The organism is Stenotrophomonas sp. TWI700, from assembly GCF_039673645.1.
In the GTDB taxonomy this organism is placed as follows: domain Bacteria; phylum Pseudomonadota; class Gammaproteobacteria; order Xanthomonadales; family Xanthomonadaceae; genus Stenotrophomonas; species Stenotrophomonas maltophilia_AA.
The window spans coordinates 37,696-57,942 of sequence record NZ_JBDJMB010000004.1 but is presented as its reverse complement, the minus strand read 5'-3'; the positions used below and the strand labels follow the sequence as shown (position 1 = coordinate 57,942).

Genomic DNA, 20,247 nt, shown 5'->3' with positions numbered 1-20,247 from the left:
CCGCCGGAGCCGGCGGGCATTGCCCGGAAACGACAATGCCCGGCAGAACCGGGCATTGTCGTCACCTGCACTGCGGACCGCGGGGTCAGTCTTCGACGCGCAGCACCGCACCCGGCTTCAGCACGCTGCTGCCGCTGAGCCCATTGAGCGACAGCAGGGCCTTCAGCGGCATCCCGTAGCGGCGGGCGATCGCCCAGGCCGACTCGCCATCCCGCACGGTGTGGCGGCGGCTGCGCGGGCGATCCGCGCTCGCCACGGCGCGGGTGGCCACCGGACCGGGCGCGGTACGCGCGGCCGCGGTGTCCGTCGGCGCGCTCGGCGCCACCGCGATGGCGGCCACGCTGGCGCTGGCATCCACCGGCGCGTGGGCGGTAGGGGCCAGAACCGTCACCTGGCCGGCCGGACGGCCCTTGCCACTGGCCAGGGCCGGATTGAGGCGGGCGATCCGTGCCGGATCCAGGTCGCGCTGCTGGGCCCACTGCTGGACGCTGGTGCCGGCCGGCAGGGTATGACCCTTCAGCACCGGCACGGTGCGGTCCAGCGAGGCCATCACCGCCGGCTCGGTTTCCGCATCTTCCAGCACGCAGGCCAGCGCATGCAGCTTCTCGACATAGGCATAGGTGACCGGCGAGAGCCCCGGCAGTTCGGCCGGACGCGCATTCTGCGCATTCATGCCGGCCTTGCGCAGCGACTGCAGCACCCGGTACTCGCCGGCGTTGTAGGCCATCGTGGCCAGGCGCCAGTCGCCGCCGAACATGCCGTGCAGCGTCTTCAGGTAGCGCACCGCGGCCTGGGTCGAATCCACCGCAGACAACCGGCCGTCATAGCCCGGGGTCATCTGCACGCGGTGGTTCTTGGCGGTGGTGGCGATGAACTGCCACAGGCCGGCCGGGCCACCACCGTTGCGGGCGTTGGGCCGGTAGCCGCTTTCCACGAAGGGAATCAGCGCGAATTCGGTCGGCAGGTCGGATTTGCGCAGCTCTTCGACCACGTAGCCGAACAGCACCAGGGCGTCATCGTCCTGGTTGGCCAACCGCGAGGGGGCATGCGCGAACTGCTTCTGCCAACGCGGGCTGGTCGCCTCGGCGTTGCAGGTGGGTTCGGCCAGGCCAGCGCGGAAGCTGGCGAAGATCTCCTGCCCGTTGCGCACCGAGGCCGGCGGCAGGGCCGCAGCGGTCAGGGGAAGGGAGGACAGGCCGGCCACGTTCTGCGACATGCCGGCGGTCAACGACTGGGCGCCCGCGCTGCCGGCCACGGCGATCGCCAGGCCAAGCGCGAGCGGCAACAATCGCCGACTCATGTTCGAAATCCGTCTTTCCAGTGTCGCAGGCCTGCGACAACATCGACTTCATCGGTAACGGGACGCCCGAGATGGGCGCTGACGGCCGCCTGGATGGCGGGGGTGTTCGTACGCAGGAACGGGTTGCATTCCAGCTCGCTTGCCAGTGAAACCGGCAGCGTGGGCAGGTCATCGCGGCGCATGGCCAAGGCCTCCTCATGGCGCTGCGACAGCGCAGCGTTGGTGGGGTCTACATGCCGCGCGAAGACGGCATTGGACAGGGTGTACTCGTGGGCGCAACAGACCATCAGTTGCGCTGGCAGGGACGCCAGCTTCCGCAGGGATGCCAGAAGCTGGGGAGGCGTACCTTCGAACATGCGCCCACAGCCCAGGCTGAACAACGCATCGCCACTGAAAAGGTGTTCAGCGGTGTGAAACGCGATATGGCTCCGGGTGTGCCCGGGCACGGATACTACGTGGAACCCCAGCCCCAATGCCTGAACGCATTCACCTTCAGCCACCCGGTGGGCAGGGACCGCGATGCGCGGTTCCACCGGTGCGTAGACCTCCACCGCGGGAAAACGGGCCTGCAGCTCGGCCACGCCGCCGATGTGGTCGTCGTGGTGGTGGGTCAACAGAATGCTGTGGGGAACCCATCCCTGCTGCGCTGCGGCGGCCAGAACGGGGTCGGCCTGGCCGGGGTCGATGACGACGGCGCGGCCGTCGTCGGCGACCAGCGCCCAGATGTAATTGTCCGCAAACGCGGGTAGGGCGGTCAGTCGCATAGAATTGGACCATGCCCCTCGTGCCGAGCCCCCGTCAAGCGACAGTCGCATCCTGGTTTGATACTGAACCGGCACAAGCCTTGTGCCGTCTGGAATCCGAGCGGTTGCGCAGCCTGCTCGCCGAGCGCCCGGTGAACCCCTGGCTGTGGGTGGCACCGACACCCGGCTGGCTGGAGCGTGTCGAGCTGCCTGGCCGCGGCCTGCGCCTGTTCCGGGACGGGGCGGCCTACGCCGGGGACGTGCACTGCGGCCTGCCGTTGCCGCTGCCGGACGAGAGCGTCAATGCGATCGTCCTGCAGCACGTCACCGCGCGCGATGCCGAGCAGCTGATCGCCGACTGCGCCCGCGTGCTGATGCCGGGCGGGCGCCTGTGGCTGTCCACCCTCAACCCGTTCAGCCCGTACCGCCGCCAGTGGCGCCATCACGGGCTGATCGTGCGCAGCCCGCAGCGGCTGCGCCACACCCTCACGCAGGCCGGCCTGAGCTGCGAAGACCTGCAGTACCTCGGCCCGATGTGGCGCGACCGCTCGCCGGCCCGGCGCGACCTCGCCCCGCTGCGGGCCGCCTGTCTGTTCACCGCCGAAAAACGCACTCTGGCCCTGCCGGGACCGACGCCCGTGGCCGTGCCACGCTGGCACGGGACCGTGGCCACCTGATCTGGAATGGAATGAAGACGATAGAAATCCACACCGACGGTTCCTGCCTCGGCAATCCCGGCCCCGGCGGCTGGGCGGCGTTGCTGCGCTACAACGCGCACGAGCGTGAGCTGAGCGGTGGTGAAGCGCATACCACCAACAACCGCATGGAACTGATGGCGGCCATCTCGGGGCTGGAAGCGCTCACCGAGCCGTGCAACATCGTGCTGTTCACCGATTCGCAGTACGTGCGCCAGGGCCTGACCGAGTGGATGCCCGGTTGGATCCGCAAGAACTGGAAGACCGCCGGCGGCTCGCCGGTCAAGAACCGGGAGCTGTGGGAGCGCCTGCACGCGGCCACGCTGAAGCACACCATCGACTGGCGCTGGGTCAAGGGCCACTCCGGCGACCCGGACAACGAGCGCGTGGACCAGCTGGCGCGCGACGCCGCGATCCGGATCCGCGCCGCCGGCCCGGTACACTGAGCCCATGCGTCAGATCATCCTTGATACCGAAACCACCGGCCTGGAATGGCGGAAGGGCAACCGCATCGTCGAAATCGGCTGTGTGGAACTGCTCGAGCGCCGCCCCAGTGGCAACAATTACCACCAGTACCTCAAGCCGGACTGCGAGTTCGAGCAGGGCGCGCAGGAAGTCACCGGCCTGACCCTGGAGTTCCTGGCCGACAAGCCGGACTTTGCCCAGGTCGTCGATGACTTCCTCGCCTACATCGACGGCGCCGAGCTGATCATCCACAACGCGGCGTTCGATCTGGGCTTCCTGGACAACGAGCTGTCGCTGCTCGGCGACCACTACGGCAAGATCACCGACCGCTGCACGGTGATCGATACGCTGAAGATGGCGCGCGAGCGCTTCCCCGGCCAGCGCAACTCGCTGGACGCGCTGTGCCGGCGCCTGGGCGTGGACAACGCGCACCGCCAGCTGCACGGCGGCCTGCTCGATGCCCAGATCCTGGGCGATGTGTACATCGCGCTGACCTCCGGCCAGGAAGAAATCGGCTTCGGCTCGGCCGACGACCACAAGCCCGGCAGCGCCCACGCGCAGACCTTCGACACCTCGCGCCTGCTGCCACGCCCGCGCGTGGTCGCCACGGCCTCGGAGCTGGAAGCGCACGAAGCGCGCCTGGCCAAGCTGCGCAAGAAGGCCGGCCGCGCGATCTGGGATGGTGAACCGGAAGCGGTGGAAGCGGTCAGCGCCTGACGCAACAACCCCGGCGGTAAGTCCCGACCGTTGGTCGGGACGGTGGTATCAGTGGCACCGCACCAGGATCACGGTGATGTTGTCCGAGCCGCCGCCATCCAGCGCGGCGGCGACCAGCGTATCCACGCATTCCTGTGCACTGGCATCGTCGAAGGCGAGGGTACGGGCGATGCCCTTGTCCTCGACCTCCTCGGTCAGCCCGTCGCTGCACAGCAGCAACTGCATGCCGGGGCGCAGCTCACCGGTGGTGGTCGCCACATTCAGGTGCGCCGGATCGGTCACGCCCAGCGCCTGGGTCACCACATTGCGGTGCGGATGCGCGCGGGCCTGCTCGGCGGTCAGATTGCCCTGTGCGACCAGTTCCTGGACCACGCTGTGATCCTGGCTGAGCTGGGCCAGCGTGCCATCGCGCCACAGATACGCGCGGCTGTCACCGACCCACGCCACCTCGTATCGATTGCCCTGCACCCGGGCTGCCACCACGGTGGTCCCCATCGGCAGGCTGTCGTTGCGGCGGCGCGAGGTGCGGATGATCTCCTCATCGGCGATCCGGATCGCATGCGCCAGCGTCGCGCCGCGGCGGATCTCGCGCACGATGGTCTCGCGCGCCAGCGCACTGGCCACCTCGCCACAGGCGTGCCCGCCCATGCCATCGGCGACCAGCCACAGCGCCAGTTCGCCATCGCCGTAATACGTATCCTCATTGAGGTCACGGCGCAGGCCGGGGTGGGTCAGGTGTCCGAATTCGATCATGAAGGCGCGTGCCGGTGAGGATTGCGAGGGATAACGGCATGATCGCGGCCCGCCGGACATCCGGCAAGGCATCCATACAGAAGAAATTCACTTCTTTGCCCGCAATGACTTGTCGCCAGCGCGTCCTACCCGTATCATTCGCGTCCCGGTTCGCCGGGACCATCTGGAGAGGTGGCAGAGCGGTTGAATGTACCTGACTCGAAATCAGGCAGGCGTTTATAGCGCCTCGGGGGTTCGAATCCCCCCCTCTCCGCCAGATAAAAAGAAAAGGGCTGCCCATCGGGCAGCCCTTTTCTTTTTATCTGCCTGATGGGCGGATGAGAACCCCCGCCGGGGTTCGACGGATCTGCAGGAGCAGATCCGGACAGACGCACGTCTGGCCCTGGAGCGCGCAGCGCGGAAGGGCTGGGCCCATGGATGGGCCCAGCAATCCCGGCAATGAAGCAGCCACCCCGCAACCCACGCGACGTCATCGCCCCCGCCCCACACCCCGCCAACATACGCTCCGCTAAACTGCCCCCCTCACGTAACGGATCCCCACCATGACCGCTGAAATCCTCGTCCCCGTGTCCTTCGGTGAACTGCTCGACAAGATCTCGATCCTGCAGATCAAGTCCGAGCGCATCAGCGACGAGGCCAAGCTGGCCAACATCCGCACCGAGCTGAGCGCGCTGGAAAAGACCTGGATGGCGCACCCGGCCGGGGTCAAGGACATCGCGCGCCTGCGTGCCGAGCTCAAGGCCGTCAACGAGCGCCTGTGGGACATCGAAGACAACATCCGCCTGCAGGACAAGGCGCAGGCCTTCGACGACCACTTCGTCGAACTGGCCCGCAGCGTCTACCAGCAGAACGATGAGCGCGCCCGCATCAAGAAGGACATCAACCTGGCGCTGGGCTCGCTCTACGTGGAAGAGAAGTCGTACAAGGATTACGCGCCGCGCGGCGTGTAATCGGCGACATAGCGTTCGAAGGCGGCAATGCCGTCCTCGACCGTGATCAGCTGCATCACGTCGTCGAATTCGACCTTCGCGCCCCACTTCAGTTCGCTGGCCGGCTTGCCCAGGAATCTGCGCGCGGCATCGTCGTAGCGGTCCACGCAGTAGCGGCGGTCGGAGTAGGGGCCGCTGCGGTGCGGATTGCTCGCCGCATGCAGGCCCAGCACCTTGGTCCCCATCGCGTTGGCGATATGCATCGGGCCCGAATCCGGCGTCATCACCAGCGCGGCGCGTGCCAACAGGGCCGGCAATTGCTTCAGCGTGTCCTTGCCGACCAGATCCAGCGCCGGCGTGGTGAGCTGTGCCTGGATGGCATCGGCCATGCCGCGTTCGAGGTCGCTGCGCCCGCCGCACAGCACCACGCGCCAGCCGCGTGAGGTGGCGTGGTTGGCCACGGCCGCATAGCGGTCGGCGTACCAGTTGCGGCGCACGTGGCTGGAGCAGGGCGAGATCATCAGCACCGGGCGGCCGTCGTCGGCCCACTGGGCGTTGGCCCATTCGAACGCCGCCGGCGGCACGGCCAGGTCCCAACTCACCTCGGTCTGTTTCAGGCCCAGCGGCTCGCAGAAGCTGCCGATCGCATCGAGCACGTGGATGCCCGGGCGGTCGGGAATGCGCTCATTGATGAAAAGCCCGTGAAGGTCCTTGGAGCGCGATCTGTCGTACCCGATGCGGCGCTTGGCGGGCACGAATGCCGAGAGCACGTTGGCGCGGAAGGCGACCTGCATCTGCAGCAGCGCATCGAAACGCCCGGCGGGAAGGCTGTCGCGCAGGGCCCGCATGCCGGCCACGCCGGTCTTCTTGTCGTAGCTGTGGAAGGTCACGCCGGGCAGCCCGTCGAGCAGCTTGTGGCCGGCCTTGTCGATGATCCAGTGCAGCGACACCCCGGGATCGGCCTGCTGCAGGGTGCGCACCAGCGGCACCACATGGGTTACGTCCCCCAGCGCGGACAAACGCAAAAGACACAAGGAAGAGGACGTTGGTGCCATGGTGTTGTTAGACTCGAAGGAATGGTCGCATTCGACGCCACTGAAGCGCTGACGCCCTGCCGCGATGGACGCGGTATCGGTGCCATTCTGTTCGACCGCGAAGCCCTGCGGCAAGCCGAGATGAGCCTGTTCTCGCCGGCCCACTGGGGCGAGCGGGCGCGGCCGGTCGGCGATGGCGGCCGGGGCGGCGCCTGGTTCGTCGATGCGCCCTTCGGCCACGCCGTGTTGCGCCAGTACCTGCGCGGCGGCCTGGCGGCCAAGCTGAGCCGGGACCACTACATCTGGCGCGGCGCCAACCGCACCCGCAGTTTTGCCGAATTCCGGCTGATGCGTGCCCTGCACGCGCAGAAGCTGCCGGTGCCGCGACCGATCGCCGCGTTCTACATGCGCGAAGGCCTGCGCTACAAGGCGGCGATCCTGATGGAGCGGCTGGAGGGCGTGCGCTCGCTGGCCGACCGCGCGCTGGTCGCCGGGCGCGGCGCCCCCTGGGAAGAGACCGGCCGGCTGATCGCGCGCTTCCACCGCGTGGGGCTGGATCATGCCGATCTCAACGCCCACAACATTCTGTTCGATGCCAACGGCCACGGCTGGCTGATCGATTTCGATCGTGGCGTGCTGCGCATCCCCGCCACCCGCTGGCGCGAGCGCAATCTCAAGCGGCTGTTGCGTTCGCTGATCAAACTGCGTGGTGAGCGCAGCCATGACGACGTCGAGAAGGACTACGCACGGCTGCGCCGCGCCTACGATCTGGCCTGGAACCGGGGTTACTGATGGACTGGGCATTGCGTTTCATGGGGGTCGGCAATGCGTCGGCCGTGCAGCTGGGTTCGCCGATGGCGGTGATCGAGCGCGATGGCAGCCCGTGGCTCACCATCGATTGCGGCGGAGAAGGGCTGACCGCCTTCCAGGCGCACTACGGCCAGGTGCCGCAGGCCCTGTTCGTCACCCATGTGCACCTGGACCATGTCGCCGGTTTCGAGCGCCTGTTCGTGGATGCGTACTTCTCGCCGCAGCGCCGTGGGCGCATCCGCGTCTACGTGCCGGCAAGCGTGGTGCCGCTGCTGCACAAGCGCGTAGCCGATTACCCGAACGTGCTGGCCGAGGGCGGTGCGAATTTCTGGGACGCCTTCCAGCTGATCGTCGTCGGCGACGCGTTCTGGCATGACGGTGTGCGCCTGGAGGTGTTCCCGGTGCGCCATCACTGGCCGGAAACCGCCTATGGCCTGCGCCTGAAGGGTGCGGTCACCTGGAGCGGGGATACCCGTCCGATTCCGGAAATGCTGGCGCGCTACGCCGACGACAACGAGCTGATCGCCCACGACTGCGGCCTGCACGGCAACCCGTCGCACACCGGCGTGGACGACCTGGAACGTGAGTACACGGCCGAGCTGCAGGCGCGGATGATGCTCTATCACTACGCCAGCGAGGCAGACGGCGAGGCATTGCGCCAGCGTGGCCATCGCGTGGCGCTGCCCGGTGAACGCGTGGCGCTGGCCACCCCGACCGCCATGCACGTGCTGGCGCAGGATCCGCCCTGAGCATGGATGACGCGCTGGCCGCCCATCTGCAGGCGCTCGAGCGCGCGTTGCATGCGCCGGCGGTCCGCGGTGATGTCGCACAGTTGGCGGCGCTGCTGGATGACGACTTCAACGAGATCGGCAGTTCGGGCGCGTGCTTCGACCGTGCGGCTGCGTTGGCGGAGATCCCGCGCGAGCGCGCGCAGGTCGAGATCGTGTCCACCGACTACCACGTCGTGTTGCTGGCCCCGACCTTGGCACAGGTGCGCTATCGCAGCTGGTACGTGATCGAGGGCGAGCGCCAGCGCGAGGTGCTGCGCAGTTCGCTGTGGCGACGGCATGGCGAGGCGTGGCGGGTGGTGTTCCACCAGGGCACGCCCGCGGCGCCTTGATCGGCAGCATCGCGAAGGAAAACAGGGGGCCCGAAAAGGTGGCGGCCCCGCCGGCTGACCTCGGCGCCCGCGTCGATCGATACCGTTGCTGCCTTCCGGCCCTGGCGGGATTTTCGACCTAGCGTCGCGAGGGGCCGACGGGGCCACCATAGAGACGTTCCGGCTGCTGGGCGATCAAGGATCAGCCAACCGCAGGCGGAAGCTGCAGCGCAGGAACAGGTCCGGCAGTGCAGTCGCGTATTCTAGCGCATGCGCGGCACGCAGTGCCAGACGCCCAGCCTGAATCCCGTGTAGCCCGTTGCCGCAGGCAGCGGCCACTGCGCGGGCGGGTTGCTAAAATACGCGGCACAGGAGGAACGGCCTCCCCCATTTCGGGACCCACTGACCAGGACGGCCTGGCCCCCATCAAGGAGGGCCACATGGCCTGGATCTATCTGTTGGCAGCTGGTGTACTGGAAATCGTCTGGGCGTTCTCGATGAAGCAATCCGAGGGGTTCAGCAAGCTCACTCCCTCGATCATCACCCTCGTCACCATGATCGCCAGCTTCTGGCTGCTGTCGCTGGCGATGCGCACGTTGCCGCTCGGCACCGCGTACACGATCTGGACCGGCATCGGCGCGGTCGGCGCGTTCGTGATCGGCATTACCTTCCTTGGCGAGCAGGTCAGCGCGATGCGGATTGCCGCGGCGGTGTTGATCGTGAGCGGGCTGGTGTTGATGAAGCTGTCGAGCAGCTGAGGCGTTGAAGCGAAAGCGAAGGCTGCGGCTTCAAGGGTAGAGCCACGCCATGCGTGGCTGGCGCACTGCTGACCCGATCAAATCACTGGCGCCGCTCAGTGCGGCGCCAGTTGGAGCACCATTTCCACCGCATCCAGCCCGGGGCCATGCCCATCGGGGGTGATGTGGGTGACGACGAAGCCGAGGCCGGCGTAGAACGCCTGCGTGTGCTGGCTGGTGCTGAGCGTTACGCGCTGGGCGCCGAGCGTTTCTGCGTGGGCCAGGCGTGCGTGGGAGAGCTGCGTGCCCAGGCCTTGGCGATGCCGGGTGCGGTCGACCATGCCCCAGCAGAAGGCGGCGGTGTGTTCGTTGTCCAGGGCGAGGCCACCGCAGGCGACGATAAGGCCGTTGTGGTGGATCACGAGGTAGTCGTGGGTGCGGTCCGGGTGGAGCAGGTACGCGGCGAAGTCCTGGCGTTCGTGTGGGGCGAAATAGCGCGGCACGTTGGTGTCGAACAGCGCGAGGCAGGCGGGGGCGTCTGTTGGGGTGTAGGGGCGGAGGGTGGGCATGGGGACGACTTTGGCATGGGTGGGCTGCGTTTGGAGCAGCCGGACAGCGGTCCGGTGTATGTGCGCAGATGGGGCAGGGGCGCAGCCGGACGGCTTCGGATGCAGGCTGGCCGCGTCATTGGGATTGCTGGGTGCATCCATGCACCCAGCCCTTCCGCGCTCGCGCGCTCCAGGGCCAGCCGTTCGGCTGTCCGGATTCGCTCCTGGCGAATCCGTCGAACCCGTTGGGGTTCTCGGCCCCCATGCTGTCCGTCGCACAAATAAAAAGGCCGCCCCTGAGGGCGGCCTTTTTATTTGTGTGGCGGAGAGAGGGGGATTCGAACCCCCGAAGCGCGGTTTAGACGCTTACACACTTTCCAGGCGTGCTCCTTCAACCGCTCGGACACCTCTCCGGACCTGCTGCGATAACCCGCTGCAGGGGCGCAGATTCTAGCGGGGGAATTGGAATCGCACAAGCGGTTCGTCACAGAGGGCAGGGGGGCTGGACAGGCGTGGCACAATGGTCGTCCCGATGAAGACGGTGGCCTGATGTCCTATCTCGTCCTTGCCCGCAAGTGGCGTCCGAAGCGTTTTGCCGAGCTGGTGGGCCAGGAACACGTGGTCCGTGCGCTCAGCAATGCGCTGGACAGCGGCCGGGTGCACCATGCGTTCCTGTTTACCGGCACCCGCGGGGTCGGCAAGACCACCATTGCCCGTATTTTCGCCAAGTCGCTGAACTGCGAGCAGGGCACCAGCGCCGATCCGTGCGGTCAGTGTCCGGCCTGTCTGGATATCGACTCCGGCCGCTACATCGATCTGCTCGAGATCGATGCTGCCTCCAATACCGGTGTGGACGATGTCCGCGAGGTGATCGAGAACGCCCAGTACATGCCCTCCCGGGGCAAGTACAAGGTCTACCTGATCGACGAAGTGCACATGCTGTCCAAGGCGGCGTTCAATGCGCTGCTGAAGACGCTGGAAGAGCCGCCGGAGCATGTGAAGTTCCTGCTGGCCACCACCGATCCGCAGAAGCTGCCGGTGACGGTGCTCTCGCGCTGCCTGCAGTTCAACCTGAAGCGGTTGGACGAGGACCAGATCCAGGGCCAGATGACGAAGATCCTGGCCGCCGAGGAGATCGAGTCCGACCCGACCGCGATCGTGCAGTTGGCCAAGGCGGCCGATGGCAGCCTGCGTGACGGCCTGTCGCTGCTGGACCAGGCGATCGCCTATGCCGGTGGCGCGCTGCGCGAGGATGTGGTGCGCGCGATGCTGGGCACGGTCGACCGCACCCAGGTCGCGGCGATGCTGGATGCGCTGGCCGATGGTGATGGCCCGCGCCTGCTGCAGACCGTGGCCCTGCTGGCCGAGTTCTCGCCGGACTGGAGCGGGGTGCTCGATGCCCTGGCCGAAGCCCTGCACCGGATCCAGGTGCAGCAGCTGGTGCCGGGCGCCGCGACGGCAGGCGAGGGGATCGATGCCGAGGCCTTCGCCCAGCGCCTGCGCCCGGAAGTGGTCCAGCTCTGGTATCAGATGGCCCTGGGCGGTCGCCGTGACCTGCACCTGGCCCCGAGCCCGCGTGCCGGGTTCGAGATGGCCGTGCTGCGCATGCTGGCGTTCCGTCCGGCCGCCGCCGTACCGCCGGTGCCCCGCGATCCGGGGACCGGCACCGAAGTGAACAGTGGTGGCCAGGCCAGCGGCCAGGGCACCGGCATGGCCGCTGCGTCAGCGAGCGCGGCTCCGGCTCCAACCGCAGCGCCGACCAAGGCCAGCGCCCCCGTCGCTCAGGCGGCCGCTGTGGCCCCCGTCGTTGCGCCGGTCTCCGCAGCGCCCGAGGCGCCCAGGAAACCTGCCCCGAGCCCGGCCCCGGCAGCCGCCGAACCGGTGAAACCGGCCAAGCCCGCCGTCGTCGCTCCCGCGACCGACGACGATCTGCCGCCGTGGCACCGTGAAAGCGACGCGGCTGATCGCGACGAAGCGCTGGCCGCTGAAATGGCCACCCCGGATGCGGCCATGGTCGCCCCGTGGGAAGCGCCGTCCGAGCGGACCGTGGCACCTGCTGCTCCCGCGCCTGTACGGGATGCCCCGGCCCCGGTGGCCCGCCCGCAGGGCATCGCCATCGCACCCTCGGCGCCGGAGACCGCGCCCTCGGAGGCACAGGGCGACCTGACCGCCGATGCGTGGCTGGAACTGGTCGCCGGCAGCCAGCTCAATGGCCCGTCCAAGCAGCTGGCCGCGCACTCGGCGTTCATCAGCTACCAGCACGGCGTCTTGAAACTGGCGATTTCGCCCGGATTTGAGTATTTGAGTTCGGACCGCTCGCAGGCGGCGCTGATCGCGGCGTTGACCGGCCCCCTGGGGCAGGCCCCGCGCCTGGTGATCGATACCGGCGCGGCCGGTGCCGAGACCCTGCATCAGCGCGCTGACCGCCAGCGTGGCGAACGCCAAACGGCGGCGGAAGCCGCTTTCATGGCCGATCCGTCGGTGCAGTTGCTGGTCCAGCAACACGGTGCCCGGGTCGTCGCCGATTCCATTCGTCCTTTTGAAGAGTAAAGAACCATGCGCGGCAATATCGCCCAACTGATGCAGCAGGCCCAGAAGATGCAGGAAAACCTGCAGAAGGCCCAGGAAGACCTCGCCAAGCTGGAAGTGACCGGCAGCGCCGGCGGCGGCATGGTCAGCGTGACCCTGACCGGCACCAAGGAATGCCGCAAGGTGCGCATCGATCCGTCGGTGCTGTCCGATGCGGAAATGACCGAAGACCTGGTGGCCGCCGCGTTCAACGATGCCTCCAACAAGATCGATGCCGAGTCGAAGAACCGCATGGGTTCGGCGACCGCCGGCATGCAGCTGCCCCCGGGCATGAAGCTGCCGTTCTGACCCACCGCCTGCGCCGGGTGTCTGCCTGGCGCGACCGTGGTGACCGCGCCGCGAAGCCTCCGGGCTTCGCGCGCTTGTTTCTGAGATGAGCGATCCGCCATGAGCCTGCCCCTGCTCGAACAATTGATCGAGGCCTTCCGCGTGTTGCCGGGCGTGGGCCAGAAGACTGCCCAGCGCATGGCGTACCACGTGCTCGAACGCGAGCGCGAGGGCGGCCAGAAGCTGGCCGAGGTGCTGGCCAAGGCGATCGAGCGGATCGGGCATTGCGAACAGTGCCGGGATTTCAGCGAGACCGACATCTGTGCGGTCTGCGCCAACGGCAGCCGCGAGCGCCAGCAGCTGTGTGCGGTGGAATCACCCGCGGATCGCCTGGCGATCGAAACGGCCACAGGGTACCGCGGGGTGTACTTCGTGCTGCAGGGGCGGCTGTCGCCGCTGGACGGCATCGGCCCGCGCGAGCTGGGCCTGGATCAGCTGGAGGCGCGCCTGAAGCAGGGCGAGGTCAACGAGTTGATCATCGCCACCAGCGCTACCGTGGAAGGCGAAGCCACCGCGCATTACCTCGCGCAGATGGCGCGCAGCTGCAAGGTGCGTCCGAGCCGCCTGGCGCAGGGCCTGCCGCTGGGCGGCGAGCTGGAATACGTGGATCGCGGCACGCTGTCGCACGCGTTCGGCACGCGGACCGAAGTCCAGGAGTGACGCCGCGCAGCGCGCGGCAATGATCGAAACCGGACGCGCATCCGCGCTACTCTCCAAAGCCCTGTTCCACGAGGTGCCCTCATGAGCCACGACACCCTGTTCGGCAAGATCATCCGCCGCGAAATTCCGGCCACCATCGTCTACGAGGACGAGGAGGTGCTCGGTTTCAAGGACATCGCCCCGCAGGCGCCGGTGCACGTGCTGTTCATTCCCAAGCACGAGGCGATCCCGACCCTGGATGATGTGCGGCCGGACCAGGCGCACCTGATCGGCAAGCTGGCCATGGCCGCCGCCGAGTACGCGCGCCGCGAAGGTTTCGCGCAGGACGGCTACCGCATCGTCATGAACTGCCGCGAGCATGCCGGGCAGACCGTGTTCCATATCCACCTGCACCTGCTGGCCGGCGCGCAGTTGGGTCACTTCGGTACGCCGAACGGCTGAGCCGGCCAGGCGCAAACAAAAACGCCGCCCGAGGGCGGCGTTTCTGCGTCAGCGTGTTACCACCAGCCCCAGCCGCGGTAGCCCCAGCCCGGACCCCAGCCCGGGCCCCACGGGCCGTACGGGTAGGCGGGCACCACATCGACCTGGCGCTGTTCTGGCCACAGATAGATCACGTCGGCATCCAGCTTCGGCAGGCGATAGTCGTACTCGCCGATGCGGGTGTTCTCGTAGCCGCCGATCTTGCCGATGAAGGTCACGTCGCGGCCCGGCTCGAACACCGCCGGATCGTAGAAGCCGGCGCGGCAGGCGATGAAGCGGCCGTCACTGGCGTCGGCCGAGGTGGTGCTCGGGCGGCCGCTGCCGTTGAGCGGGCGCGAGATCATCTGGAAGCAGGTCTGGCCCTGGCCCGGATTGGTTTCGATGATGCGACCACCCCACCGTACCGGGGTGCCCACCTGCTGGGTGGGAACCGCGTCGCGCGGGCTGACCATACTGAACTGCCCCTGCAACGGCTTGGGCGCGGTGGCGCAGGCAGCCAGTGCCAGAGAGGCAGCAAGGGGAAGCAGGATTTGAATCTTCATGGGGATGCTCCGGAGGTCGGGCGATGCCTGCGCAGGTCGCGCAATAATGAAGTGAGGTCGACGTCAGCGCCAGCGTAGCGCGCCTGGACGAAACGCGCGCTGAGCGACAACAGCGCAGGATCGGGTCGCTGCCGGTCCACCCGGCGCGCCCACTCGCCAGCGGGTTCGGCGCTGGCGCGGGACAGCCCATAGCGTGCGTAACGGCGTCCCAGCCGATGCCAGGCCCGCAACAGCGGGTCGCGCTCGCGTTCGCCGCGGGCCAGCAGCCATGCCATCCAGCCTAGCGCGGCCAGCGCGAAGACGATGAAAATTCCGACCAGTTGGCTCGGATCCAGCCGTTTGAAACCAAACGGTTCAAGAAGCTGCTGCTGGCGGTTGGCATCGAAGGACAGGACCAGGTCGTTCCAGCCCCGGCGCAGCCAATCGCCCATCTGTCCGATCTGCAGCCAGCGGCTGTCGAACGTGGCGTCGGCCGCGCCGGCGGCCAGCCGGTCTTCGAGCGTGTCGTAGACGCGTTCGGGCGCCACGGCGGCGGTCGGGTCGACCCGCACCCAGCCACGCCCGGGCAGCCACACTTCGGCCCAGGCGTGCGCGTCCATCCGGCGCAGCACCCAGTAGTTGCCGTAGGGATTGCGCATGCCGCCAGCGAAGCCGGTCACCACCCGCGCGGGGATGCCGGCGTTGCGCATCAACACGACGAAGGAAGAGCTGAAGTGCTGGCAGAAACCGGCCTGCTGGTCGAACAGGAATTCGTCCACGCCATCGCGGCCCGGCTCGGGCGTATCCAGGGTGTAGACGAAGCTCGCCCGGACCCAGTCGAGCGCGCGCTGCACGATCACCGCATCGTTGCTGCCGGCCTCCTGTCGCCACTGGCGGGCCAGCACGGCCGTGCGCGGGTTCACGCCGGCGGGTAGCTGCAGCGCCAGTCGGCGCTCGTACGGCGTCAACGCTTCGGTATAGGCCACGGCCGGCGCGGAGGTCAGCCGCCAGCGGGTCAATGCGCTCAGCGGCGCGCGACTGCGCAGGCTGTGGTTGGCATCCAGTTCGCTGCCGGGCGGCGCCTGCAGCGGCAGGTCCAGCGCGACCAGCTGGCGGCGGTCGGTCGGCTCGTAATCGATCTGGTACTCCCACTGGGTGGCGGCACGGGTCACTGCGGCGGGCGCGCGTTCGCTCTGCCGCGTGTCCTGTTCCCAGCGCTGGCCATCGAAACGGGTCAGTACCGGGCCGCGCCAGTACCGCTGCTGCGGCGCCGGGATCGCACCGAAGAACTGCACGCGCAGCGCCGGGGTGTCATCGGCCATCAGGTCCAGCCACTGTCCGGGCTCCATCGTGTCCGACAGGCCGGGCTTGCCGACCGCGCGGTCCGGGATGCCCCACAGCGGTTCACTCAACCGCGGGAACAGCCAGAAGCCGGCCAGCGCCAGCGGCAGGCCGAGCAGGACCAGTCGGCCGATACCGCGCAGCTGGCGCTTGAGCGGCGCCGGTGGTGCCTGGCCCTCCAGGTGCGCCAGCCGCTGCAGCGCGAGCAGGGCGACCAGGCCGGCCATCACCGCCAGCGCCATGGTCAGCGGCCCTTGGTCGAGCAGGAACGCGGCGAACGGGCCGAACAGGCCGAAGCCGACCAGGCTGCGGGCATCGCGCAGGCTGCGCAGCTCGCTGGATTTCAGCGCGAGCATGGCTGCCAGCAGCGCGCAGCCGGTGTCGCGGCCGGGGCGCGGGCCCATCTGCCAGTAAATGGCGGCAAGCATGCCGAGCACCAGCAGCAGGCGCAGCGCGCCCGGCAGCAGGCGCTGGCGTGAGGCGGCGGCGGTGAGCAGGGCGACCCCGGCGATGACGGCGGCCAGCACGGTGGGCAACTGCAACAGCAGCGGCACCAGGCCCAGCGCCGCGCTGGCCAGCGTCCAGGCGCGCGCCCCGGGGCTCAGCAGGGAGGCGGGCGTGTCAGTCATGGGGCAACAGCGCCAACGCGCGCTGGCACAGATGGTGATGGGCGCTGCCGTTGCCGGGGCCGAGCACGGGTTGGCCCGGCAGCTTGAGCGTGTAACGGCGGCCTTCGCGTTCGGCCAGGTCGACCCAGCGCGCCATCCGCGCGATCCGTGCTTCGCTGCCCAGCGGCGCCAGGCGCCACCAGTCCAGCACGATCTCCACCCCGACCGGCTTTTCGTACTCGCGCACCAGCAGGGTGTCGCGCCGCGCCGAGTGCTTCCACGCGATGCTGCGGGTGGGGTCGCCGGCGCGATAGGGGCGCAGCTGATGCAGCTCGTCGCCGCTGGCGTGCACGCGGGTATGCAGCGGATCGCCGCCGCTTTCCGGCAGTGCGGGGGCGTGCGATTCCGGTGCGGCATAGACCAGCAGCGGCGTCTCCGGCCACACCCACGACCACGCCCGCACCAGGCCGAGCGGTTGGGTGGTGGCGAGGCGGATCCGCGCCAGGTCGAACCAGCCGCGCTGGCGGGTGGGCAGGTCGAGATCGACTTCGATCTGATCGCTGTCGACCAGATGCCCGAACGCGCCGACGCCGGCGTGCTCCACCTGCAGTCCGCGGCGGGCGCGGGTATCGGCGCGGGACAGGCTGATGCGCAGCCGCAACGGCGCGCCCGCGGTGACCGGTTCGGCCGAGACCGCATCCACCTGCAGGCCGGACAGCTGCAGGTGCGCGCTGATCGCACTGGCGATGCTGACGGTGGCCAGCAGCAGCGCCAGCAGCAGGGCCGGGTTGTTGTTGTAGTTCAGTGCGCCGATCAGCATCGCCGACAGCAGTGCGGCGACGAACAGGCCGAAGCGCGTCGGCAGCACATAGATGCGGCGCCGGTCGAACCGGCACGGCAGCTGCTCCGGTCGGCGCGGCCGCGCCAGGTGTTGCAGTTGCTGCCAGCGGGCTCCCCAGCCGCGGCGCATCTCAGTCGACCTGCACGGTCTGGAGGATGGCGCGGGCCAGTGCCGGCCCGTTGCCGGCTTCGGCCTCCGGCACCAGGCGATGCCCGGCCACCGCGACGAACAGTGTCTGCACGTCTTCGGGCACCACGTGCGCGCGGCCCAGCAGCAGCGCATGCGCCTTCGCCGCGCGCAGCAACGCCAGGCCGGCGCGCGGCGACAGACCGACGCGCACCCCGGCGTGCTGGCGGCTGCGCGCGAGCAGGGCCTGCACGTAGGTGATCAGGGCTTCGCTGGCATGTACCTGGCCGACCGCCTCGCGCAGCGTGCGCACCTGGATCTCGCTCAGGCGCGCGGTGGCCTGCGCGATCAGATGACGGCGATCGGTGCCGCGCAGCAGCTCGCGCTCGGATTCCGGATTGGGGTAGCCCAGCGCCAGCCGCAGCAGGAAGCGGTCCAGCTGGGAGTCCGGCAGCGGGAAGGTGCCGGACAGGTCGACCGGGTTCTGAGTGGCGATGACGAAGAACGGATCCGGCAGCGGATGGGTCACGCCATCCAGGGTCACCTGCTGCTCGGCCATCGCTTCCAGCAGCGCGCTCTGGGTGCGCGGTGGCGCGCGGTTGATCTCGTCGGCCAGCAGCACATGGGTGAAGACCGGGCCGGGGTGGAACTGGAACTGGCGGCTGCCGGCGTCGTATACCGAGACGCCGAGCACATCGGCGGGCAGCAGGTCGGAGGTGAACTGCACCCGCTGGAAGCCCAGCCCGAGGCTGGAGGCCATGGCATGGGCGAGGGTGGTCTTGCCCAGCCCGGGCAGGTCCTCGATCAGCAGATGGCCACCGGAGAGCAGCGCCACGAAGGCCAGCCGCACCTCCTGCGCCTTGCCCAGCACCAGCCCGTTGACCTGATCCTGGGCGGCGCGAAGGGACTGTCGCAGTACATCGGTTAGCATGGCCGGCACGGGGGGCGAATGATCCATGTCCGTCTCGATTCGATGATTCCACTGATTCTATAGAGCAATGCAGGGCGAACAACGCGCACGCACCATATTCCTGTTGTTGTGGACGCTGGTCACCGCCGTCAAATTGGTGGTGGCCGCACGTCTGCCCTTGTTCGTGGACGAAGCTTTCTACTGGCAGGAAGGCCAGCACCTGGCCGCGGCCTATTCGGACCTGCCCGGGCTGACCGCATGGCTGGCGCGCCTGGGCGTGGAAGTGGGCGGCAATCATGTGCTCGCGCTGCGCCTGCCGTTCCTGGCGATCGGTGCGTGGCTGCCCTGGCTGGTCTCGCGGATCGCCACGCGCTGGTTCGGCGCGGTGGCCGGCTGGCAGGCCGGCAGCCTGACGCTGTTGATGCCGCTGTCGGCCACGCTGGGCATGCTGGCCGTGCCGGATGTGCCGATGGCGCTGGCGGCGGTGCTGTGCCTGGATGCCGGCGCGCGCCTGTTGCGCAGTGTCGACGCGGCGGCGGCAGTGAAGCTGGCCGCCGGCCTGGCGATCGGCGCGCTCAGCCATTACCGCTTCATCGGCGTGATCGTGGTCGGCTTCATCGCGCTGCTGGTGCTGCCGCAGGGCCGGCGCATGCTGCGCGATCCGCGCGTCTGGGTCGCACTGGCGGTCGGCGTGGTGGCGTGGTTGCCGCTGCTGTCGTGGAATGCCGACAACCATGATGCGGGCCTGAAATTCCAGGTGGTCGAGCGCCACCCGTGGGCGTTCGAATGGAGCGGGCTGTGGTTCCTGGTGATCCAGCCGATGCTGGTCACCCCGATCCTGTGCATCGCGATGTGGAAGGTGGCCCTGGCCGGTACCCGCTCCGGCGGTGGCGCGCGCGCGCAGTGGCGCTACTTCGGCCTGATAGGTGCGGTATCGACGCTGTCCATCTTCGGCCTGGGCTTCTTCACCGATGTGGAGCGCATCAGTTTCCACTGGCCGCTGCCGGGTTATCTGGCGCTGCTGATCGCGGTGCCGGTGGTGCTCAACGGCTGGCCGCGCTGGCTGCGCCGCACCGGCTGGTGGCTGGCCGGTGCCGGGCTCGCCCTGGCCTTCGGCTACTACCTGATGGTCTCCATCCCGAGCGTGCGCGAGCAGCTGGCGGGCTACAAGTATTACCCGCGCAACTTCGCCGGCTGGGAACCGTTGGCCGGCGCGGTACGCGAAGAGCTGAAACGCATGCCGCCCGGTACGCGCGTGCTGGCCGGCAACTTCAAGGTCGGCGCGGAACTGGGGTTCCAGCTGCGCGACGCCTCGATCGAGGTGCTGCGGCATCCGTTGAACGACAAGCATGGCCGCAGCGCACAGCTCGGCCTGTGGGGGTTGCTGCACGACGGCCAGCGCGATACGCCGATGCTGCTGGTGCTCTCGCCCAGCGATCAACGCTATCGCGATCTGCTGGAGCGTTACCACGCGGTCTGCGAGCAAGTGGGGCCGCTGCCGCCGCCGCGCGTGGTCAGCAACGATCACGGCTATCAGCGCTTCCTGCTTTTCAGGCTGCCGGCCGAGCGCGCCGAAGGGCCGTGCGTGACCCCGGCGATGGCCTGGGTGGATGCGCCTCAGCCCGGCGCGGCAGTCGGCGACCCACTCGAGGTGCGGGGCTGGGCCTTCAAGGATGGCGTCGGCATCGATCGGGTCGAGCTGCTGATCGATGGCACGCCGGTTGGCGATGCGGTCTATGGGCGCGCGTATGACATCACCGGCGCCTGGGAGATTTCCACCGATCCGCAGCACCCCAACGTGGCCTTCGATGCCACGCTGAAGACCGACCACCTTGCGCCCGGCCGCCATTGGCTGGGCATGACGCTGCACGGCAAGGACGGCAGCGTGGAGCAGTGGCAGGAACAGGCCTTCACCGTCCCCGCGCGCTGAGCGCACATGCTCTTCCATGGATGAAACCGTCATGCGCACTACGTCGCAGGAATCTGCCCCCTTGTCTGCTGTCCGCCCGCCTGC

At 68.5% G+C, this 20,247-nt stretch carries 22 protein-coding genes, 2 tRNA genes and 1 other RNA gene; 14 read left to right on the top strand and 11 right to left on the bottom strand.

All coding sequences use genetic code 11. The features are described 5' to 3' along the window. Positions 1 to 85: 85 nt before the first annotated feature. Both ABE473_RS04960 and gloB read right to left on the bottom strand, forming a co-directional pair. Positions 86 to 1,300 (bottom strand): transglycosylase SLT domain-containing protein, encoded by a 1,215-nt coding sequence (locus tag ABE473_RS04960; protein WP_346488715.1) that lies wholly within the window; start codon positions 1,298 to 1,300, stop codon positions 86 to 88. Next, on the bottom strand, positions 1,297 to 2,064 hold the full coding sequence (gene gloB / locus ABE473_RS04955) for a hydroxyacylglutathione hydrolase (RefSeq protein ID WP_346488714.1): 768 nt from the start codon (positions 2,062 to 2,064) through the stop codon (positions 1,297 to 1,299). The genes ABE473_RS04960 and gloB overlap by 4 nt, the downstream gene beginning before the upstream one ends. Before the next feature lie 11 nt (positions 2,065 to 2,075). Between gloB and ABE473_RS04950 the strand changes: the two genes are divergently transcribed. The 3 genes from ABE473_RS04950 to dnaQ are packed head-to-tail and all read left to right on the top strand — an operon-like array spanning position 2,076 to position 3,920. Then, entirely contained in the window at positions 2,076 to 2,720 is a 645-nt protein-coding gene (locus ABE473_RS04950; RefSeq protein ID WP_346488713.1) for a methyltransferase domain-containing protein, read from the top strand. A gap of 11 nt (positions 2,721 to 2,731) precedes the next feature. After that, positions 2,732 to 3,184 carry a ribonuclease HI gene (rnhA, locus tag ABE473_RS04945; protein WP_121042991.1) on the top strand — a complete coding sequence of 151 codons (453 nt, stop codon included), beginning with the start codon at positions 2,732 to 2,734 and terminating at the stop codon, positions 3,182 to 3,184. Between the two features lie 4 nt (positions 3,185 to 3,188). Further along, a complete protein-coding gene (dnaQ, locus tag ABE473_RS04940; RefSeq protein ID WP_176990740.1) occupies positions 3,189 to 3,920 on the top strand; it encodes a DNA polymerase III subunit epsilon in 732 nt (243 codons plus the stop codon). 48 nt (positions 3,921 to 3,968) lie between these two features. On the opposite strand, the gene ABE473_RS04935 is transcribed toward dnaQ, so the two are convergent. Next, positions 3,969 to 4,673 (bottom strand): protein phosphatase 2C domain-containing protein, encoded by a 705-nt coding sequence (locus ABE473_RS04935; protein WP_176990741.1) that lies wholly within the window; start codon positions 4,671 to 4,673, stop codon positions 3,969 to 3,971. Between the two features lie 165 nt (positions 4,674 to 4,838). Between ABE473_RS04935 and ABE473_RS04930 the strand changes: the two genes are divergently transcribed. Further along, positions 4,839 to 4,929: transfer RNA gene (locus tag ABE473_RS04930), tRNA-Ser, on the top strand. 286 nt (positions 4,930 to 5,215) lie between these two features. Next, the gene (locus ABE473_RS04925) at positions 5,216 to 5,623 is read left to right on the top strand and encodes a DUF6165 family protein (protein ID WP_179460893.1); all 408 of its coding nucleotides are present in this window, start codon (positions 5,216 to 5,218) and stop codon (positions 5,621 to 5,623) included. Here the strand turns inward: ABE473_RS04925 and ABE473_RS04920 are convergent. Next, positions 5,602 to 6,657, bottom strand: coding sequence for a glycosyltransferase family 9 protein (locus tag ABE473_RS04920; RefSeq protein WP_346488712.1), 1,056 nt, complete (start codon positions 6,655 to 6,657; stop codon positions 5,602 to 5,604). The genes ABE473_RS04925 and ABE473_RS04920 overlap by 22 nt on opposite strands. Before the next feature lie 21 nt (positions 6,658 to 6,678). Here ABE473_RS04920 and ABE473_RS04915 point away from each other — a divergent pair, with 21 nt between their 5' ends. The 3 genes from ABE473_RS04915 to ABE473_RS04905 are packed head-to-tail and all read left to right on the top strand — an operon-like array spanning position 6,679 to position 8,566. Further along, positions 6,679 to 7,428 (top strand): 3-deoxy-D-manno-octulosonic acid kinase, encoded by a 750-nt coding sequence (locus tag ABE473_RS04915; RefSeq protein WP_176990962.1) that lies wholly within the window; start codon positions 6,679 to 6,681, stop codon positions 7,426 to 7,428. Further along, positions 7,428 to 8,195, top strand: coding sequence for an MBL fold metallo-hydrolase (locus tag ABE473_RS04910; RefSeq protein WP_346488711.1), 768 nt, complete (start codon positions 7,428 to 7,430; stop codon positions 8,193 to 8,195). The genes ABE473_RS04915 and ABE473_RS04910 overlap by 1 nt, the downstream gene beginning before the upstream one ends. A gap of 2 nt (positions 8,196 to 8,197) precedes the next feature. Further along, complete coding sequence (locus tag ABE473_RS04905; protein WP_346488710.1) at positions 8,198 to 8,566, top strand: nuclear transport factor 2 family protein; 369 nt, start codon at positions 8,198 to 8,200, stop codon at positions 8,564 to 8,566. Between the two features lie 44 nt (positions 8,567 to 8,610). Here the strand turns inward: ABE473_RS04905 and ffs are convergent. Then, an RNA gene (ffs, locus tag ABE473_RS04900) (signal recognition particle sRNA small type) lies at positions 8,611 to 8,707 on the bottom strand. 278 nt (positions 8,708 to 8,985) lie between these two features. Here ffs and ABE473_RS04895 point away from each other — a divergent pair. Beyond that, the gene (locus tag ABE473_RS04895; RefSeq protein WP_123728503.1) at positions 8,986 to 9,303 is read left to right on the top strand and encodes a multidrug efflux SMR transporter; all 318 of its coding nucleotides are present in this window, start codon (positions 8,986 to 8,988) and stop codon (positions 9,301 to 9,303) included. Positions 9,304 to 9,398: 95 nt separating this feature from the next. Here ABE473_RS04895 and ABE473_RS04890 read toward each other — a convergent pair whose 3' ends face one another. Together ABE473_RS04890 and ABE473_RS04885 are read right to left on the bottom strand one after the other, a co-directional pair. Next, positions 9,399 to 9,851, bottom strand: coding sequence for a GNAT family N-acetyltransferase (locus ABE473_RS04890; protein ID WP_346488709.1), 453 nt, complete (start codon positions 9,849 to 9,851; stop codon positions 9,399 to 9,401). Positions 9,852 to 10,150: 299 nt separating this feature from the next. Beyond that, positions 10,151 to 10,243 (bottom strand) — tRNA-Ser (locus tag ABE473_RS04885). A gap of 136 nt (positions 10,244 to 10,379) precedes the next feature. Here ABE473_RS04885 and dnaX point away from each other — a divergent pair. The 4 genes from dnaX to ABE473_RS04865 all read left to right on the top strand — a co-directional run bounded on the left by dnaX (position 10,380) and on the right by ABE473_RS04865 (position 13,847). After that, entirely contained in the window at positions 10,380 to 12,380 is a 2,001-nt protein-coding gene (dnaX, locus tag ABE473_RS04880) for a DNA polymerase III subunit gamma/tau (RefSeq protein ID WP_346488708.1), read from the top strand. A 6-nt stretch (positions 12,381 to 12,386) separates the two neighbouring features. Continuing rightward, the gene (locus ABE473_RS04875) at positions 12,387 to 12,707 is read left to right on the top strand and encodes a YbaB/EbfC family nucleoid-associated protein (RefSeq protein ID WP_019185335.1); all 321 of its coding nucleotides are present in this window, start codon (positions 12,387 to 12,389) and stop codon (positions 12,705 to 12,707) included. A gap of 99 nt (positions 12,708 to 12,806) precedes the next feature. Next, positions 12,807 to 13,406, top strand: a complete 600-nt coding sequence (recR, locus tag ABE473_RS04870) for a recombination mediator RecR (protein WP_121043040.1) — start codon at positions 12,807 to 12,809, stop codon at positions 13,404 to 13,406. 81 nt (positions 13,407 to 13,487) lie between these two features. Beyond that, positions 13,488 to 13,847 carry a histidine triad nucleotide-binding protein gene (locus ABE473_RS04865; protein ID WP_019185337.1) on the top strand — a complete coding sequence of 120 codons (360 nt, stop codon included), beginning with the start codon at positions 13,488 to 13,490 and terminating at the stop codon, positions 13,845 to 13,847. Positions 13,848 to 13,903: 56 nt separating this feature from the next. On the opposite strand, the gene ABE473_RS04860 is transcribed toward ABE473_RS04865, so the two are convergent. Genes ABE473_RS04860 through ABE473_RS04845 form a run of 4 tightly spaced genes read right to left on the bottom strand, consistent with a single transcriptional unit; the run spans position 13,904 to position 18,281 of the window. Beyond that, positions 13,904 to 14,428 (bottom strand): Slp family lipoprotein, encoded by a 525-nt coding sequence (locus tag ABE473_RS04860; RefSeq protein ID WP_019185338.1) that lies wholly within the window; start codon positions 14,426 to 14,428, stop codon positions 13,904 to 13,906. Next, positions 14,425 to 16,377, bottom strand: a complete 1,953-nt coding sequence (locus tag ABE473_RS04855; RefSeq protein ID WP_346488707.1) for a DUF3488 and transglutaminase-like domain-containing protein — start codon at positions 16,375 to 16,377, stop codon at positions 14,425 to 14,427. Before ABE473_RS04855 ends, ABE473_RS04860 begins: the two co-directional genes overlap by 4 nt. Continuing rightward, a complete protein-coding gene (locus ABE473_RS04850; protein ID WP_346488706.1) occupies positions 16,370 to 17,326 on the bottom strand; it encodes a DUF58 domain-containing protein in 957 nt (318 codons plus the stop codon). Before ABE473_RS04850 ends, ABE473_RS04855 begins: the two co-directional genes overlap by 8 nt. A 1-nt stretch (position 17,327) precedes the next feature. After that, entirely contained in the window at positions 17,328 to 18,281 is a 954-nt protein-coding gene (locus ABE473_RS04845; protein WP_346488705.1) for a MoxR family ATPase, read from the bottom strand. 40 nt (positions 18,282 to 18,321) lie between these two features. On the opposite strand from ABE473_RS04845, the gene ABE473_RS04840 reads away from it, so the two are divergent. Beyond that, a complete protein-coding gene (locus tag ABE473_RS04840; protein WP_346488704.1) occupies positions 18,322 to 20,163 on the top strand; it encodes a glycosyltransferase family 39 protein in 1,842 nt (613 codons plus the stop codon). Positions 20,164 to 20,247: the final 84 nt, after the last annotated feature.

Coding starts and splice junctions, on each gene's coding strand:
- ABE473_RS04960 (WP_346488715.1), bottom strand. CDS start 1,300: ATGAGTCGGCGATTGTTGCCGCTCGCGCTTGGCCTGGCGATCGCCGTG.
- gloB (WP_346488714.1), bottom strand. CDS start 2,064: ATGCGACTGACCGCCCTACCCGCGTTTGCGGACAATTACATCTGGGCG.
- ABE473_RS04950 (WP_346488713.1), top strand. CDS start 2,076: ATGCCCCTCGTGCCGAGCCCCCGTCAAGCGACAGTCGCATCCTGGTTT.
- rnhA (WP_121042991.1), top strand. CDS start 2,732: ATGAAGACGATAGAAATCCACACCGACGGTTCCTGCCTCGGCAATCCC.
- dnaQ (WP_176990740.1), top strand. CDS start 3,189: ATGCGTCAGATCATCCTTGATACCGAAACCACCGGCCTGGAATGGCGG.
- ABE473_RS04935 (WP_176990741.1), bottom strand. CDS start 4,673: ATGATCGAATTCGGACACCTGACCCACCCCGGCCTGCGCCGTGACCTC.
- ABE473_RS04925 (WP_179460893.1), top strand. CDS start 5,216: ATGACCGCTGAAATCCTCGTCCCCGTGTCCTTCGGTGAACTGCTCGAC.
- ABE473_RS04920 (WP_346488712.1), bottom strand. CDS start 6,657: ATGGCACCAACGTCCTCTTCCTTGTGTCTTTTGCGTTTGTCCGCGCTG.
- ABE473_RS04915 (WP_176990962.1), top strand. CDS start 6,679: ATGGTCGCATTCGACGCCACTGAAGCGCTGACGCCCTGCCGCGATGGA.
- ABE473_RS04910 (WP_346488711.1), top strand. CDS start 7,428: ATGGACTGGGCATTGCGTTTCATGGGGGTCGGCAATGCGTCGGCCGTG.
- ABE473_RS04905 (WP_346488710.1), top strand. CDS start 8,198: ATGGATGACGCGCTGGCCGCCCATCTGCAGGCGCTCGAGCGCGCGTTG.
- ABE473_RS04895 (WP_123728503.1), top strand. CDS start 8,986: ATGGCCTGGATCTATCTGTTGGCAGCTGGTGTACTGGAAATCGTCTGG.
- ABE473_RS04890 (WP_346488709.1), bottom strand. CDS start 9,851: ATGCCCACCCTCCGCCCCTACACCCCAACAGACGCCCCCGCCTGCCTC.
- dnaX (WP_346488708.1), top strand. CDS start 10,380: ATGTCCTATCTCGTCCTTGCCCGCAAGTGGCGTCCGAAGCGTTTTGCC.
- ABE473_RS04875 (WP_019185335.1), top strand. CDS start 12,387: ATGCGCGGCAATATCGCCCAACTGATGCAGCAGGCCCAGAAGATGCAG.
- recR (WP_121043040.1), top strand. CDS start 12,807: ATGAGCCTGCCCCTGCTCGAACAATTGATCGAGGCCTTCCGCGTGTTG.
- ABE473_RS04865 (WP_019185337.1), top strand. CDS start 13,488: ATGAGCCACGACACCCTGTTCGGCAAGATCATCCGCCGCGAAATTCCG.
- ABE473_RS04860 (WP_019185338.1), bottom strand. CDS start 14,428: ATGAAGATTCAAATCCTGCTTCCCCTTGCTGCCTCTCTGGCACTGGCT.
- ABE473_RS04855 (WP_346488707.1), bottom strand. CDS start 16,377: ATGACTGACACGCCCGCCTCCCTGCTGAGCCCCGGGGCGCGCGCCTGG.
- ABE473_RS04850 (WP_346488706.1), bottom strand. CDS start 17,326: ATGCGCCGCGGCTGGGGAGCCCGCTGGCAGCAACTGCAACACCTGGCG.
- ABE473_RS04845 (WP_346488705.1), bottom strand. CDS start 18,281: ATGGATCATTCGCCCCCCGTGCCGGCCATGCTAACCGATGTACTGCGA.
- ABE473_RS04840 (WP_346488704.1), top strand. CDS start 18,322: ATGCAGGGCGAACAACGCGCACGCACCATATTCCTGTTGTTGTGGACG.